General features: G+C 50.4%; 14 protein-coding genes. 6 read left to right on the top strand and 8 right to left on the bottom strand.

Annotation, left to right across the window (positions count from 1 at the left end):
• Positions 1 to 57: 57 nt before the first annotated feature.
• The 5 genes from L4D19_RS25530 to L4D19_RS25510 form a co-directional block, all read right to left on the bottom strand.
• Complete coding sequence (locus tag L4D19_RS25530; protein ID WP_075762482.1) at positions 58 to 336, bottom strand: BMC domain-containing protein; 279 nt, start codon at positions 334 to 336, stop codon at positions 58 to 60.
• A gap of 12 nt (positions 337 to 348) precedes the next feature.
• Positions 349 to 633, bottom strand: coding sequence for a BMC domain-containing protein (locus L4D19_RS25525; RefSeq protein ID WP_075762483.1), 285 nt, complete (start codon positions 631 to 633; stop codon positions 349 to 351).
• 23 nt (positions 634 to 656) lie between these two features.
• Complete coding sequence (locus L4D19_RS25520; protein ID WP_015670698.1) at positions 657 to 935, bottom strand: BMC domain-containing protein; 279 nt, start codon at positions 933 to 935, stop codon at positions 657 to 659.
• A 711-nt stretch (positions 936 to 1,646) separates the two neighbouring features.
• Complete coding sequence (locus tag L4D19_RS25515) at positions 1,647 to 2,156, bottom strand: FidL-like protein (protein WP_428454773.1); 510 nt, start codon at positions 2,154 to 2,156, stop codon at positions 1,647 to 1,649.
• Positions 2,156 to 2,968 carry a winged helix-turn-helix domain-containing protein gene (locus L4D19_RS25510; protein ID WP_428454772.1) on the bottom strand — a complete coding sequence of 271 codons (813 nt, stop codon included), beginning with the start codon at positions 2,966 to 2,968 and terminating at the stop codon, positions 2,156 to 2,158. Before L4D19_RS25510 ends, L4D19_RS25515 begins: the two co-directional genes overlap by 1 nt.
• Positions 2,969 to 4,036: 1,068 nt before the next feature.
• Here L4D19_RS25510 and L4D19_RS25505 point away from each other — a divergent pair.
• Complete coding sequence (locus L4D19_RS25505) at positions 4,037 to 4,675, top strand: helix-turn-helix domain-containing protein (RefSeq protein WP_075762488.1); 639 nt, start codon at positions 4,037 to 4,039, stop codon at positions 4,673 to 4,675.
• 67 nt (positions 4,676 to 4,742) lie between these two features.
• Entirely contained in the window at positions 4,743 to 5,264 is a 522-nt protein-coding gene (gene yjjX, locus L4D19_RS25500) for an inosine/xanthosine triphosphatase (protein WP_428454771.1), read from the top strand.
• Between the two features lie 138 nt (positions 5,265 to 5,402).
• Here yjjX and trpR read toward each other — a convergent pair whose 3' ends face one another.
• Together trpR and sltY are read right to left on the bottom strand one after the other, a co-directional pair.
• Entirely contained in the window at positions 5,403 to 5,726 is a 324-nt protein-coding gene (trpR, locus tag L4D19_RS25495) for a trp operon repressor (protein ID WP_428454770.1), read from the bottom strand.
• 82 nt (positions 5,727 to 5,808) lie between these two features.
• Positions 5,809 to 7,740 carry a murein transglycosylase gene (gene sltY / locus L4D19_RS25490; protein WP_428454769.1) on the bottom strand — a complete coding sequence of 644 codons (1,932 nt, stop codon included), beginning with the start codon at positions 7,738 to 7,740 and terminating at the stop codon, positions 5,809 to 5,811.
• A gap of 495 nt (positions 7,741 to 8,235) precedes the next feature.
• Here sltY and ettA point away from each other — a divergent pair, with 495 nt between their 5' ends.
• The 3 genes from ettA (at position 8,236) to L4D19_RS25475 (ending at position 11,471) form a co-directional block, all read left to right on the top strand.
• Positions 8,236 to 9,903: an energy-dependent translational throttle protein EttA gene (gene ettA, locus L4D19_RS25485; RefSeq protein WP_428454768.1), complete on the top strand. Its 1,668-nt coding sequence runs from the start codon at positions 8,236 to 8,238 to the stop codon at positions 9,901 to 9,903.
• Positions 9,904 to 10,085: 182 nt separating this feature from the next.
• Positions 10,086 to 10,463 carry a PilZ domain-containing protein gene (locus tag L4D19_RS25480; RefSeq protein ID WP_075762493.1) on the top strand — a complete coding sequence of 126 codons (378 nt, stop codon included), beginning with the start codon at positions 10,086 to 10,088 and terminating at the stop codon, positions 10,461 to 10,463.
• A gap of 12 nt (positions 10,464 to 10,475) precedes the next feature.
• Positions 10,476 to 11,471 carry a M23 family metallopeptidase gene (locus tag L4D19_RS25475; RefSeq protein WP_428454767.1) on the top strand — a complete coding sequence of 332 codons (996 nt, stop codon included), beginning with the start codon at positions 10,476 to 10,478 and terminating at the stop codon, positions 11,469 to 11,471.
• Positions 11,472 to 11,578: 107 nt separating this feature from the next.
• Here the strand turns inward: L4D19_RS25475 and radA are convergent, their stop codons facing one another.
• Positions 11,579 to 12,967 (bottom strand): DNA repair protein RadA, encoded by a 1,389-nt coding sequence (gene radA, locus L4D19_RS25470; protein ID WP_075762495.1) that lies wholly within the window; start codon positions 12,965 to 12,967, stop codon positions 11,579 to 11,581.
• Positions 12,968 to 13,114: 147 nt separating this feature from the next.
• Here radA and L4D19_RS25465 point away from each other — a divergent pair, with 147 nt between their 5' ends.
• Positions 13,115 to 15,466: a PilZ domain-containing protein gene (locus L4D19_RS25465; RefSeq protein WP_428454766.1), complete on the top strand. Its 2,352-nt coding sequence runs from the start codon at positions 13,115 to 13,117 to the stop codon at positions 15,464 to 15,466.
• Positions 15,467 to 15,551: the final 85 nt, after the last annotated feature.

Raw genomic sequence — 15,551 nt, 5'->3', positions numbered from 1 at the left:
TGCCTTACAACAATTGGGTAAGGCAAACTCGCCCCGGCATCTTGCACAGCGGCAACGTTAGGCCTTGTGCTGGGATGCAATTTTCTCGATGTCATTGTGTGGGCGGGCAATCACGCGAGATGACACCACTTCACCCACTTTCTGAGCCGCTTCAATGCCTGACTCAACGGCAGCGTTTACCGCACCGACATCGCCTTTCACCATGACTGTAACCAGACCGGAACCGACATTTTCGTAACCAATCAGCTCGATATTGGCGGCTTTGCACATGGCATCAGCAGCTTCAATACTTGGAACCAAACCCTTTGTTTCGATAAGACCAAGTGCATCTTTCATAGAACTTTCCTTTTATTCAGTCACGGTGTACTGAGAGACAATTTTTTCGATATCGTTATGCGGACGGGCAATCACCAAAGACGTGACAACCTCACCGACGCGCTGCGCCGATTCCACACCGGAGTCCACTGCAGCCTTCACCGCACCGACATCACCACGGACCATGGCCGTTACCAGGCCAGAGCCCACGTTTTCATAGCCGATCAAATCTACGTTGGCGGCTTTGCACATCGCATCAGCGGCTTCGATACACGCAACCAGTCCCTTAGTCTCGATAAGCCCTAAAGCATCACTCATTGTCAGATCCTCCGTTAACGCTCTTATGCTTTGTGTTTAATAACGATTTTGTTGATATCGTTATGCGGACGAGCAATCACTAGCGAAGTCACCACTTCACCCACGCGCTGTGCCGATTCCACACCAGAGTCAACCGCCGCTTTCACCGCGCCGACATCGCCTTTCACCATCGCTGTTACCAGACCTGAACCGACGTTCTCGTAACCGATAAGTTCTACGTTTGCTGCCTTGCACATTGCATCTGCAGCTTCTACACAGGCAACCAGCCCTTTTGTTTCAATCAAACCTAATGCATCACCCATATTTATTTCCTCCGTACATAGGTCTCGAGTAAGCGTTATTGAGAAAAGGCCTCCAGGCCTTTTTATGTGGTTTTCTTATGGTTTTATTGGCCTGTTCCAACCACGAAAAACACTATATTCCTCATCAAAAACAAATGGCATTAAACTCCAAGAATATGGGCAACTTAGTTGTTTATTCTTCTGCAAGAGCGAGTTGACGCCCTGATTCACATAACTATCCTGATATTTATCTTTTAGCGATATTGGCAATTAACCTGAATAAGCAGCAAAAACGGAGCTAAATCACAGTAATGACAACCTTCGTTATAACCGAATAGTCAGCATGAAAATTCCGGCATGTTTACCCGGTGAAAGTGTTACCAATAAGCTAGGTCAAAAGCTAAAGCGGAAATAAAAGCAGCAGAGAGAGTAAATATTCATCAGAGAGATGAATTAAAAGAACCCAAAATAGAAGTAGAAGTAGAAGTAGAAGTAGAAGTAGAAGTAGAAGTAGATAATTAATTTGAAGGGTAAGCAAGGAAGAGGTTATACCGAAAGTCGGCCGTCAACAGGATATGTATACCCATCGACAAACAGTAGATTATTGACGGCAATAGATTCGTGAATGCCTGGCATCAAACCTGGCATTAACCACTTAGAGATTAAGCCCTAGATATAAATGCAATTAATAGCTGGAGATTGAATAATACAAATAAGAAAGAACTGGTCGCTCTATTTGTCACTTAGCGCGCAGACAAATAAAGGCGAGTTAATCGAGCTCAGCAATACGGTTCTGTAGCTAAGCTTTTCTACTTTGATCAGCAATTCGTTATGACTGTCAGACATTTCACGCATGAAATAATCAAACAGCACATCGGGAGATTCATCGATTGAGGATTTGGTCGAAGACCAGCTATGCACCTGATAATGGCGTTCATACCCTGAGACACGCTCACTGGTATACTCGAACTGAACATATCGTTGCAAATACAGCCAGCCCGCTTTGGAATCGGAATAGCCCTCGACAACCAAGGAGCCTTTGCCACGGTCGCCAAAGCGAAAATGAACATTCGCATTCACGGTTTCTGTCACCGTGTCTTCGAAGTGCATGATCGCCCGTGCCGTACAATTCAGATCACCAGATTGCGAGGGGATCACCTTTGAGACAAAGGGCAAAGTACAGAGGAAAAATAAAATCAGCGCGTAGAGAAAAAAAATCTTACCGCTTTTGCGTGTTAGCATTATTTCTTCCAAGAATAATAAAAATAGTTATCACAGTAGGCGTAGGGGTTATTTTCGTTTTCAGCACATCGCGCAATGTAGGTTCGCCCTAACCCATTGCTTTGCAACTTATCCCCATAGAAAAAAATGAATCTTTCATGCTTGGCACAAGACAGACCCAGCTTGTCACGCACGGCTTTGAAGTTGGTGACGTATTTATCTCCCATCGCACTGTTTATCATCAGTTCAGGCGAAAAGAGCTCGCACAGACCACTCTCGACCTCAGTCAGGCTGACAATATGCAGCGAGCGCTCGGTGATGATGGCCGTCCAAAGCAAGCCCAACGCAGCGATAAAGAGTGTTGCACTGGCAATCATCCAGTTCCGTTCCTGCTGCTCGGTTTGAGGCGGGAACTCTTGTTCCTTGATGCCTTTTACCAATGGTTCGGGGGCTATCTCTTTGTCATCACTCGCCTGCTGCAACAAAGGGTGCAGATGATTATCATCAACAACCTCAATCACCAGCTCGGGATTAAACTCCAGCCGCCCACGCGGAATGGTTACAATCACATTTTCAATATCGTAGCTGCGAAAAGATTTTCTCAACAAACTCAGGTACTGATTCAAATTACTGTTTGATGAAATAAGGCCGTTGTCATCCCATACCTTTTTCATCACTTCATCGCGCGTCAGCACGCCCGGGTGCTGAATTAAAAAAAACAATAATGCATTGGCGGTAATAGAAAGCTGAGTATCATCTGCCGCTTGTCCTTCAAGCTTTAGCGTGCCATCTATTGCATCGTAATATAGAAACCCATTTATTTTATACTTCATTGGTATAGGCTAATTCCGCTCAAAATGACCGCAATTCCCGTATCCTGACTCCTTTCCATGACAATAAAATATACAACTGCCACCAACCCTGTATTTATCAGAGTAAAATGGACCGTGAATAATAACAATCGCAGAATCTAATTGGAGTGGGGAATTAATCGAAGGTGAATCATACCGCCGGGATGAGAACTCTATTTTTGATGCAGATCAAGAGAAGCTGGTCAGACAAGATCACATCGTTCTATTATGTCTACCAAGTCACATGAAACTATTCACACTGACTGAAAAACAATCCACCGGATATTTATTTTCTATAATGAAATATATCAATATTCTTTATTGTGAARAAGTAAATGATATAAGCGGTTATCGAGTTAATGAACAGTAACTAACAACTCTTTTTATTTCCGCTCGATATTTTCAACATTATAACTTAGTTGTTACTTTTGCTGATTATACTTAAGCAACATCAAGAAGCTCGTTTCATGGCCCAAACCTCGATAAAGGTTTGCCAAAACGTATTTCGCAGTGATGGCAGCGTCAGGTTTACCTGCAAAACAATCATACCCTGTCAGTATCATTATGGTTTACCTCCACCAGCAAAATCAGCGTGATGAAAAGCGCTTAGCGACGATTAAATCACCAGCTTCAGCGTAAAAAAGCCAAAGAAAATAATCTTGAGCCAGCACCGGGCCGAGGCTCATTTTCTAGCCCAATTTATCCGTACTGGAACATAGAGCACTCTGATAACACAAAAAGACCAATAAAAACATGATCTTATATTGATTGATTGCTATTTTTCCGAACGCTTATTGTCATACATTGACAACAGGGCATGAACGTTCAGCGATCTTGCTTCCAGTTTCTTGTTTGCCGCCTGATCTTATTTCGCCGTCAGAAATTTGTTCCATTTTTTACCCATCACTACAAATAGGTATATTCCTTTAACGAAATCAATCGCACTTTTTATGCTTCATAGCTCCCTTCGAAATCGTTATCAGTAAAATAGTTTATAACTTTTAAGAATGCCATTTGCATTTAAATTCTGTGAGCAGGAAGCTAGAGATTATGGAATATTTAGAGAGAATTAAGCGATTAGCTAAAATCCAGGGGATCAGCCAAAAACAACTTGGCGAGGCTTTAGATCTTCAGCAAGGTACAATGAGCCGCAAACTATCGGGCAAGTACGGTATCGAAGTCCGTGAGCTTGAGAAAATTGCGCAGACCCTGAGCACGTCTATCAGCTACCTGCTTACCGGACAAATTGATACCGGTACTCAGGCCACAACGGCGATCTCCGACGAGTCGACCCAAGGTTCAACTAGCACTTATATCCCGATCATTCACCGCAAGGATTTTATTTCCTACAGTCAGGGCGGCTCTGTGGATGTCGTTAGCAAACGTGCCATTCCGCAGCACCTTGATCGCGAAGAGTGCCTGGGGCTGCTGGTCGACAACGAGAACATCTCCCAGTGTGCACCGGTAGGCAGCTACGCGCTGGCAACACGCAAGGCTTCATATCGTCCGAAGCAACCGGTTTTTGCTTCTGTACGCGGCAGCGAGCCGGATTTCTATCACATGACCCAACTGGCAGACGGTGTTGTTTTTTCAACCTCACAGCCAGATTTTCCCAACCTGTTTGTGAATAACGACGAGTTCCAAATCCACGGCTATATCATCCAGTCTGACTGGGCATACGACCGTTAAGACTTCTCTGTCTATTTACGTGACTTCATGCTGGCAAACCGTAAAATAGCCGGGTGGAGGTAATCGTATGTCATCAGTTATTGTCGCCTCAGCGAACCCGGCCAAGATATCGGCCGTCGCTGAGGCTTTTTCAGCCGCATTCCCAGACCAGATCTTCTCTTTTGAAGGGATCAGTGTCGCCAGCGAGGTTCGCGATCAGCCAATGTGTGCTGACGAGACCTTGTCCGGTGCCCGCAACCGAATCACCAATGCCCGCCGCAGCAAACCTGATGCCGACTACTATGTCAGTATCGAGGCCGGCATCGACGGCAACTTCACCTTTGCCTGGATGGTGATAGAAAACGCCTATCAGCGGGGCGAATCCCGCTCTGCCTCCCTGCCGCTGCCACCCGAGGCCCTGGAGAAAGTCCATCAGGGGATCGAGCTGGGTGATGTCATGGACGAAATGTTCAACCAGCACAACGTCAAACAGCAAGGCGGGGCAATTGCCATGCTGACCAACCATAAACTCAGCCGCAGCTCGGTCTACCAGCAGGCACTTATCCTGGCCCTGATCCCGTTTATGAACCAGGAACTCTTCCCGGTATAAAAACCAACCGGTGCCAGGCTTCTAGGTACCAGAATTCTAGGTACCAGGCTTCTATAAGAAAGCAGATATAAAAAACCCTGCCGAGTGGCAGGGTGATGTGTCCATGCAGCGCACCAGCGAAAAGCTGACACTAGGCAATCAAAGCGCCTTCTTGGCACTCTGCTGTTGTAGCAAATCTGACAACCAGGCTTTGGTTGCCTCATCATGATGCTTCAACTCATTGGATCCGCGGGTGATCGTCGCGACCCCCACCCCCAGCAGTTCACTGATCTTACGCTGGCTACGATTTCCATTTAACAGTTCATAGAAAATATTGATGCGGGACAGCAGCACCGTGCGCTCATCCGGTGTCAGCAGCAATTTCAGCAAGGTATCGTCTTTTTGCTCGGTTGCAGCCTGATGCAAAATATCGATCACCTGCTGCCAGTCAGTAAATTCAGGTGTTTCTGGAGTAGAAGACATTTAAACCTCATCAATGAGTACAGTTCTCAGTCAGGATTCTACCGCGTTCTGGATACGCAACCAAGCCAAGGTGACATATCGACTAGTACATGGCTTCTAATTCATTCGGCTTAAGCAACGGGTTTTTATCGCCGGTCAGATCGCCATAGTAGACTTCAAACATCAGAATGTTCTGCACATAGCCCCGGGTTTCGGTAAACGGGATCGCTTCAATAAACTCAAACACATCCAGTTGTTCATCGGTTTCCTGACGCCAGCGTTTCACCCGGCTCGGGCCGGCATTGTAGGCCGCAAAAGCAAAGATGCGGTTGTTGTCGTAACGCTCCAGCATCATCTTCAGATACCCGCTGCCGAGACGAATATTCACCCCGGGATCAAACAGGCTTTTCTTGCCCTTGTAGTTGCGTCCGAGCTTTTGTGCGGTCTCCTTTGCCGTGGCAGGCATTAGCTGCATCAGGCCACGCGCACCGACCGGTGATACCGCCTCGACATTGAGGGCACTTTCCTGACGGGCCAGCGCCATCATAGTCGTAGCAGGCAAATCCCGCTTCTTGCTGAAAAAGTCGAACCACCATTTATGGGCTATCGGGAACCGCAGCTCGACATAATCCCACAGCTGACCGGAGATCGTCGCCTGCACCGCAAAGTGATGCCATTTGTTGGCCGCGGCATAGGTGGCAAGCATCACCACCTCGTCATTATTCATATGGTCCAACAGGTAGTGCCATTCCCTGTCCGCAGCGAAAATCTTATCCAGTGCAATCAGCTCCTTGATTCGCCGCAGTGTCTTGCCGTACTCGTAGGTCAGCGACATCGACTGGTTAGGGTTCTTGACCGGATAAACAATGGGCTTGTTCAATACCGTGGCGGCCGCAGCACTGTAGAAATCACGCTGGCCGAGAATCGAGCGGTACAGCTCCTCAGCAGCGGCCTCATTCCCCGCTTTGGCCTGTAACTTGGCACGCCAGAAGGTCCAGCGCGTTGAATCCAAGGCCGCCTCGGGCAGGCGATTTATCCAAAGCCCGGCTTCTTTCCAGTCAGCCTTGCGAATAGCCACCCGGATCCGGCGCTCCAGCAGATTGGTACTGTTACTGGTGGCCACCTTGTCATCTCGCCAACGCAGTAACGCCTCGTCATCGGTAGAGAACAGCCGGCTGGCAGTATAGTCGGCCAGCAACTGGCGCTTGGCCTTGGAATAATGCTGACCGTCCATGGTGCGCTGGTATTGCTTGACGGCCTCCCTGACATCTTTCCGTACCAGACGCTTGTAGGCCAGTACGGTCAGGCTCTGGTTAAACGGGGTTACCTTGCTGCGTTTGGAAAAAGCCGCCACGCCATCGGGATCATCGTACAACGCCAGAACTTCTCTCCCTTTGGCTTTCCCGCTTCCCGACAGCTGCTTGTTGAGATACTTGAGGCGATTTCGGTGGCCTTCTTCATACACCAGCAACATACGATCGAGGATCAGGGTATTGGTTCTCTGACCTGCTTTCTGCCACTTGTTCAAAAGCGGATCGCACGCATCACTTAGCGACTTGCCGGTCAGCCAGAGTGACTCCGCGCCCTGCCAGGCCACTTCGGTATTACCCAGTTTGCTTTGGGCATAGTAATAGTGGCACTTCAGCACCTCCCCGCGGGGCGGCATCGGCTGCACCTCGACAAAGTTCTGCCAGCGCTTGGTACCGGCCAGGTACTCAAGATAACGGGACTTGATGGTGGTACTGAACGGCAGGTTTTTGTATTCCTCAATGAAGTCTTCCACCTGCTTGGGCGTCTTCATAAACAACAAACGAGAAAAGTCACGATAGTCGAGATAAGGGGTAAGAGGGTAATCGTCCAGCTTGTCCCTGAGCTTGCGGTACTCGTCGATATTGTCCTCTTCCAGCGCGATACCAGCTTGCTCATACCAGTCGCGCTGCTGCTCAAGATCGGCAGCCAAAGAGGTGGGGGCGGCAACGATGCCTGCTGTGATAATTACAACCGAGAATGCCTTACGAAGAAAATAGCCAATCACAACACAATCCTATTCTGGCCCTGCCAGCAGTGCCAACATCTATCCAATACTATGCCTTATACCCAAGCTACCTCAAGGTGTTGGCTTCAGCGAGAATTACTTGACTACTAGGCTAGGCACCGGTTTGAAAATCTAGTGGCTCTAAATTAATAACCGGTAACAACGCATAGAAGTCAAGTAAACTCGCCCTCTGGGAGTGAGCCAGCGAACCCATTTCTGTGTCAAATAACGTTGAAAGGGGTTACCATTCCTACCGTTATTTTCCTTGAACTGAGCACGCTGGGCACACTCTGAATCCTACACATTGAGGTAGCTTGGGTATTCACACTCTGCCCAGCACTACTTTCTTGGTTGCTTTAACAACAAGTGATAACACGATCCAGGAACCGGCTGGTATTTATTCATCTTAAACGCTAATTATGAACAATGCTGTTAAACTTATGTCCAGAACAGGTAAAATACCCCTCCACTTTATATTAGAGATTGCAAACGGATATGGCTGAATACGTCTATACCATGTCGCGCGTGGGCAAAATTGTTCCGCCTAAGCGCCAAATTCTGAAAGATATTTCCCTTAGCTTCTTCCCGGGCGCCAAAATTGGTGTTTTGGGCCTGAACGGTGCCGGTAAATCAACCCTGCTTCGCATCATGGCAGGTATCGATACCGATATCGAAGGTGAAGCTCGTCCACAGGCAGGCCTGAAAGTCGGCTACCTGCCTCAGGAGCCGGTACTGGATGAAGAAAAAACAGTCCGCGAAGTGGTTGAAGAAGCGGTATCAGACGTTAAAGAAGCGCTTGTACGCCTTGACGCAGTTTACGCCGCCTACGCCGAGCCGGATGCCGACTTCGACGTGCTGGCCAAAGAACAAGGTGAGCTGGAAGCCCTGATCGAAACCAAAGACGGTCACAACCTTGAAATGCAGCTAGAACGTGCGGCCGACGCACTGCGCCTGCCTGAGTGGGATGCCAAGATTAAGGTACTGTCCGGTGGTGAGCGTCGCCGTGTGGCTATCTGCCGCCTGCTACTCGACAAGCCAGATATGCTACTGCTCGATGAGCCGACTAACCACCTGGATGCAGAATCTGTTGCTTGGCTGGAACACTTCCTGGTCGACTACAACGGTACTGTTGTGGCAATTACCCACGACCGTTACTTCCTTGACAATGCTGCTGGCTGGATCCTGGAACTTGACCGTGGTGAAGGTATTCCATGGGAAGGTAACTACACCTCTTGGCTTGAGCAGAAAGATGCCCGTCTGAAGCAAGAGTCATCGCAAGAGAAAGCCCGTCAGAAAACGATCGAGAAAGAGCTTGAGTGGGTTCGCCAGAATCCAAAAGGCCGTCAGGCGAAATCAAAAGCACGTATGGCGCGCTTTGAAGAGCTTAACAACAACGATCACCAGAAACGTAACGAAACCAACGAGCTATTTATCCCGCCAGGTGAGCGCCTGGGTGATAAGGTGCTTGAGGTGAACAACCTGACCAAGTCATTCGGTGACCGCGTTCTGATCGACGATCTGTCTTTCAGCCTGCCGAAAGGCGCTATCGTCGGTATCATTGGTGCCAACGGTGCGGGTAAATCAACCCTGTTCAAGATGCTAAGTGGCGTTGAACAGCCAGATGCGGGTACGATCGAGTTGGGTGACACAGTTAGCCTGGCGTCAGTTGACCAGTTCCGTGACAGCATGAATGACAAGAACACGGTATACCAGGAAATATCGGAAGGTGCGGAAATCATCCGTATCAACAACTTCGAAATCCCTGCCCGTGCTTACGCGTCGCGCTTTAACTTCAAAGGTAGCGATCAGCAGAAACTGATTGGCGATCTGTCCGGTGGTGAGCGTAACCGTGTTCACCTGGCGAAGCTGCTTAAAGCCGGTGGCAACATGTTGCTACTCGATGAACCGACCAACGACCTGGACGTAGAAACCCTGCGTGCACTGGAAGAGGCGCTGCTTGAATTCCCTGGCTGTGCCATGGTTATCTCGCACGACCGCTGGTTCCTGGACCGTATCGCAACGCACATTCTTGACTACCGTGACGAAGGTCAGGTTAACTTCTACGAAGGTAACTACACCGAGTACACAGACTGGCTGAAGAAAACTCTGGGCGCGCAAGCAGCCGAGCCACACCGTATCAAGTACAAGCGTATCTCCAAGTAAGGGCTATCCCCTTTATCTTGTCAAAAGGCTGCATAATGCAGCCTTTTCTTATAAATAGCCTCTGCGATCAGACATTTCAATTGATCTCACTGCCGGACTAGCACATTTTTGTGATCCGATTCCTGGAGAAATGTCGCATTTCTCATTACACTTAAGTTACTAATAATCAAAAAAGTATTGTTATGGCTGAACGACGTCACTTCATACGCATCCTCTACCGGACTCCGGCTAAGCTACAGCAGGCACAGGAACAGTGGTCTGCCGAAGTGCGTGATCTGTCGCTACAGGGGATTCTGCTAACTTGCCCGCCGGACTGGACACCCAGACCGGAGGAGAACTACTGCATCAGTTTCTGCCTGCATGACTGTGATATCGAGCTGAAAATGGATACCCGGCTGGTACATCACGACAGCGACTATCTGCGCATGCAGATCCTCCATATCGATATCGAAAGCGCCAGCCACCTCAAGCGCCTAGTCGAACTCAATATCGGCACGGATGAACTATTACATCGAGAACTAGAACAACTGGCTGATTTAAAAAAGCACCTTAACGAGTAGTAGTCATTCACCATGTCGGAAAATATCTGTATCTCGGTCTCCGATCACCGAGGCACCTCTCATTACTTGATCAATCGCTTCAAGAAGCGCTACCTGGCTCTGACGATGAGCCTGATCCTGGCCATCATTGTGGCTGGCAGCTTCAGTGTCTATCAGCTCTATCAGCAGAACCAGCTTTCCAGCCAAAGGCTTAACGAGCTCAACCTCCAGACCGAGCAGCTCACCACCTCGCTGTCCGAAGAAAATGCGGCCAACCAGGCGCTGACCCAGGAGCTGGCGACCAAGAAAGCCGCCCTTGGCATGCTGACCCAACGTATTGATGACGTCGAAACGATCCTCGGGCTGCAGACCGGTGACGGCGATGGACTGCCGCTGGAGCAGCGCGTCGACAGTGCCGCCATCAGCTCGGCAGTCAGGGGAACGCTCTTCAGGCTGCTGCCAAACGGCAGCCCGACACCGGGGATCAGAATGTCATCCGGTTTTGGTACCCGTATCCACCCGGTAACCGGAAAACGCAAGCGCCACCGCGGGCTCGACTTTGCCGCCAATACCGGCACACCTATCTATGCACCGGCCGATGGCGTTATCGAGGTCACCCGCCCGAGTAACAAAGGATCGGGAAACTTTTTGAAACTCAACCACTCACTGGGATTTGCCACCACCTATTCCCACATGAGCAAATTCAATGTCAAACGCGGCAAGTTTGTTCGCAAGGGGGATTTGATTGGCTGGTCGGGAAACACGGGGCTGTCGACCGGACCGCACCTGCACTACGAGATCCGTTTCCTCGGCCGGGCCCTGAACCCGCGCCCGTTTGTCGAGTGGACGCCGGAAAACTTCGAATCCTTGTTTGAAAAAGAAAAAACCGTGCAATGGGCCTCCCTGCTGGAGATGATCAACAATGTGGTCTCGATGCAGGTCCAGCTGACCCATGCCCCAGAGCCCCTCGCCCCGATTGAAACGGCGAGCAATCAGGCGTTGGCTTCCGGTGAGCAGCGCAAGCTGTAGTACCGAGCAGATTTAACCAGTACAAAAACGAGAGCCAGTTTGGCTCTCGTTTTTTTATCCGGTACAGTCAGAACACACCGCTACAACCAAACAACTACGACCAACAGCTACATGGCAACGCGCTCAAACGCCGTCAGTGCCTCCTGCAGATCCTCCACCGCAATGATTTCGATCCCGTTGACCTTCCGGCTGGCATTGGCCTTTGGCACGATAGCACGGGTAAAGCCCTGCTTGGCCGCCTCACGGATCCGCTCAAGACCGTTGGCTGCCGGACGAATATCGGCATTGAGGCCAATTTCGCCGAACACCAGGACATCCTGCGGAATCGGGGCATTCTTGAAACTGGAGAAAATTGCCAGCAATACGGCCAAGTCCGCCGAGGTTTCCTCGATCTTGATCCCGCCGACACAGTTAACGAAAATATCCATGTCCGAGAGCATCACCCCGCCATGGCGCGCCAGAACCGCTATCGACATCGCCAGACGGTTGGAGTCATAACCTACCGTCAGGCGGCGCGGATTCTCCGTCACCGAGTTATTACACAGCGCCTGTACTTCCACCAGCAAAGGGCGCGTTCCTTCCCATAGCGTGGTACACACCGAACCGGCGTGGTTCTTGTCGGAACGGCTCAGGAAAATCGCCGACGGATTTTTTACCTGCTTCATACCGGTTTCCGTCATCGCAAAAAAGCATGACTCGGAATCGGCACCAAAACGGTTTTTCGAGGTCCGTAACACCCGAAACTTCTCATCCGATGTTGATGACAGTGCAAACAGACCATCCACAATATGGATCAGCTGCATCGGACCGGCAACATTGGAATCTTTGTTGATATGGCCAACAATAACGAAGGTCACACCCTCCGTCTTGGCAAAACGGGTTAGTGCTGCCGCCGACTCTTTCACCTGACTCGGACTGCCCGCTGCCGATTCGTTATGGGCAACCGTCATGGTCTGGATCGAGTCAATAATCACGAACTCCGCTTTTTGCTGGGTCACATGATTCAACACCTGCTCAACGGAGGTCTCGGCAACCACGCTGATCTTATCGATATTCTGGGTCCCCAACCGCTTGGCACGCTGCGAGATCTGATGGATTGATTCTTCGCCCGACACATACAGGGCAGATTTGTCTGCCGCTACCGCGCCGATGCTCTGCAGCAGCAGGGTCGATTTACCCGCACCGGGATCGCCGCACAGCAGAAGAACTGAGCCCGGTACGATACCGCTTCCCAGCACGCGGTCCAGTTCGGAGATCCCGGAACTGAAACGGGGAAGATCTTTGCTCTCGACTTCAGAGAGCTTCTGAATTTTTGTTGCAGCCCCGGCATAACTGCTTGTGGCGGCCTGAGCCCCGGTCCCGATTGCCGAGCGGGTCTTCGGAACGGTAAATTCTGTAATGGTATTCCAAGCGGCACAGGCACTACACTGCCCCTGCCATCGAGGAAAATCCGCACCGCAATCACTACACACATAGGCACGTTTTGTCTTGGCCATGTTTCCCCTTTACTCGTTGATCGTCAGCACACTATTTGCTGCAGGAATACCTTTACTGGTACATCCAGCAAGAAATACTAACGACAGACTAAACTTTTGCTGCAAAATGCAGATAATAGACTAAGGACTAATGTATCAGAAAGAGCTATGTTGCTGGACGATTATAAAGGATTGATTGAACAACTTATCCCTGTCTATGACAGTGAGGATTTTGAGGACGTCTTTCAGATGATGACCCAAGAGGCCAGTGGCCCGGCACGGCTCCAGATCAAAATGGAGCTAAACCGGATCATGGCCCCGTGTCATCAGCTTGTCGATCTTCGCGGCCGGGTCAAAGGGGAATGCCGCCCCTATGAGTTAAACGGCCTCAAACACTGGCTCGATGACGTCGCAATCAATACCTACCACAAGCGGATCAAGGTCTTTGGCGGCAAGTATCGAATCGGGCTATACGAAGCCCTGATGAATACCCGCAACAACTTCCGCGTTCTCCACCAGCAGGAAAAGCAAGATACCAATACCGCAGAGCAGCCTCAGCGAGATACCCAGTTTGATGCCAACCTTATACGCTTTGGCCACTATCTGACCCGGGGCGAGAACCGTCTTCAAATCACCACCCAGGTTAACCTGGCACTACCATTCAATCAGTCGGTTCACGGCGTGACCTCAGATTTGTCCTACTCCGGCGCCAAATTTAAAGTTCCAGCGGCATTTAAGTACAACCTCGGCCAGACCATTGTCGCCAAGTTTCCGAAAATGGCCGAGAAGTTCAATGATCCCCGGCTTGACCTCGGTACCGAATACCGAATTCTCGGCATTGACGACCACAAGGAAAATGACAGCTTCAAGTGGCTACGGCTTAAAATCACCAGCGACAACACCGTCATCAAACAGGCGATTGACCGTAGCCAGCAAGTCTTGCAGCGCCGTACCCGCAGAAACCATGAAGACAAGGTTATCCAGGTCAGAACCAAGGGCTACGAGCACTGCTACCTCAAACACACCACCAGCATGCCGATGTTTTTTGCCGGTGACGAGCTGAAGTATTGCCTGCTAACCGATCATAACCGGCACATCTGGGATAGCTGGCATGATGAGAGAAACCAGCCGGTCATCAACCACCTGCTTTCCAAAGAGCGCATGGCCAGCCTTGGCAAGGCCGGGCTCAAACAGTGCAGCACCTTGATTTATAGCTTCGCTCACGAACATGACCGTAAGCACTTTTTCTACTCGGCCGCCTTGCCGGAAATGAGCATAGAAGAACGTCACCTGTTCTGGCACGTCGGGGCAACCAGAAAAAGCTGGCAGGTGACCCGCCTGACCGTTCACCCTATCAGTGAAGAAGACCTGAAACGACTGCAGGATATTGCCCCCGAGATGTTTGACCAGCTGAGCAAGCTGACCCACATCGGCATTTTGCAGGATATCACCAATGAACAGGCGCAGCAGGACTACCGCCTGCCGGTCAAGCCCAAGCTGCCGGGCAAAGCCCTCCAGGCCTTCCGGCACGTCAGGAACCCGGTGTCGACAGCCAAGGCGATCTATTTTGATCCCAAGCCCCAGCGCAGCGAGTCGCGGTTTAAGTTCCAGACCCCAATAGAGCTGCATCACCCGGACTTTCCGGCTGTTACCGGTATTACCCTCGATTTCTCGATTCGCGGCCTGAACCTCGATCTCAGCCAGCCGCTCCCTATCAAGCGCGGCGATGAGGTCACCATCAAGTTTGTCGATCTGCTCAAGCTCGACAAAAATGCGCCGCTTAGTCATATGCCATATAAGGTGGTCAGGGTAAGCCCCGACTTTAGCAATATCCAGCTCACCACTGGCAGTGGTGACTGCGCATTGAAGGGAGAGCAGTTTCTGCGCCGCCTGATCCAGCACAACGAAAGCAAATTCAAGCTGCTGGAAGAGATCCTCCCGACCGGCGAGCTGCTATTGGCGATGCACCAGATGCTGCTAACCCGCCTCAACTGCATTCCGTACTTTACGGAAAAGCTCGACCACAAAATAAAGGTCAAGGCCATCGGCTGCAACTTCCCGATACCGACACTGCCGAAACTGTTCAACCAGGTGGCCGGCGGGCAGGATTACTCGCTTGAGCCTATCTTCAAAAACCGCCTCAAGCGGATGCTGGCCGAGACCATGCGCCCAGTCGAGATCCGCAAACCCTATGTTCACGAACTCTATCTATGGATAGAGAAAAAGGGTAATACCATCACCCGTCTGGACAGCAAGCTCACCGAAGAGTTTGGCACCATTGATGAACGGATCAATTTCATCAAGGGTGCCAAGGCGAAAGGGGTATTCATGGCACTTCGGGTAACGGCCGTGCCGGTGCTGAATCCGATGACGGCCCTGACCGGTATCGAACTCGGTGAACTGGCCCGAATGGCTCTGCACCGTGCCCGTGCGCTGGAAGTGGAATTCAACTCGCTCATCGGCTGTGGTGAGATTTATGATATTACCGATGAAGTGCAGATAAGGCTGGAAATCGGCTAAAGAAAGCTCCTCCCACTTTTCAAGGGGGAGGCTGGGACCACCCTAACCCTCCCCTTATAAGGGGAGGGAACAAGAGCTACATAGA

The organism is Photobacterium kasasachensis (assembly GCF_050336885.1).
Taxonomy (GTDB): Bacteria; Pseudomonadota; Gammaproteobacteria; order Enterobacterales; family Vibrionaceae; genus Photobacterium; species Photobacterium kasasachensis.
The sequence above is the reverse complement of the archived record's forward strand: the minus strand, read 5'-3'. Positions and strand labels throughout refer to the sequence as shown.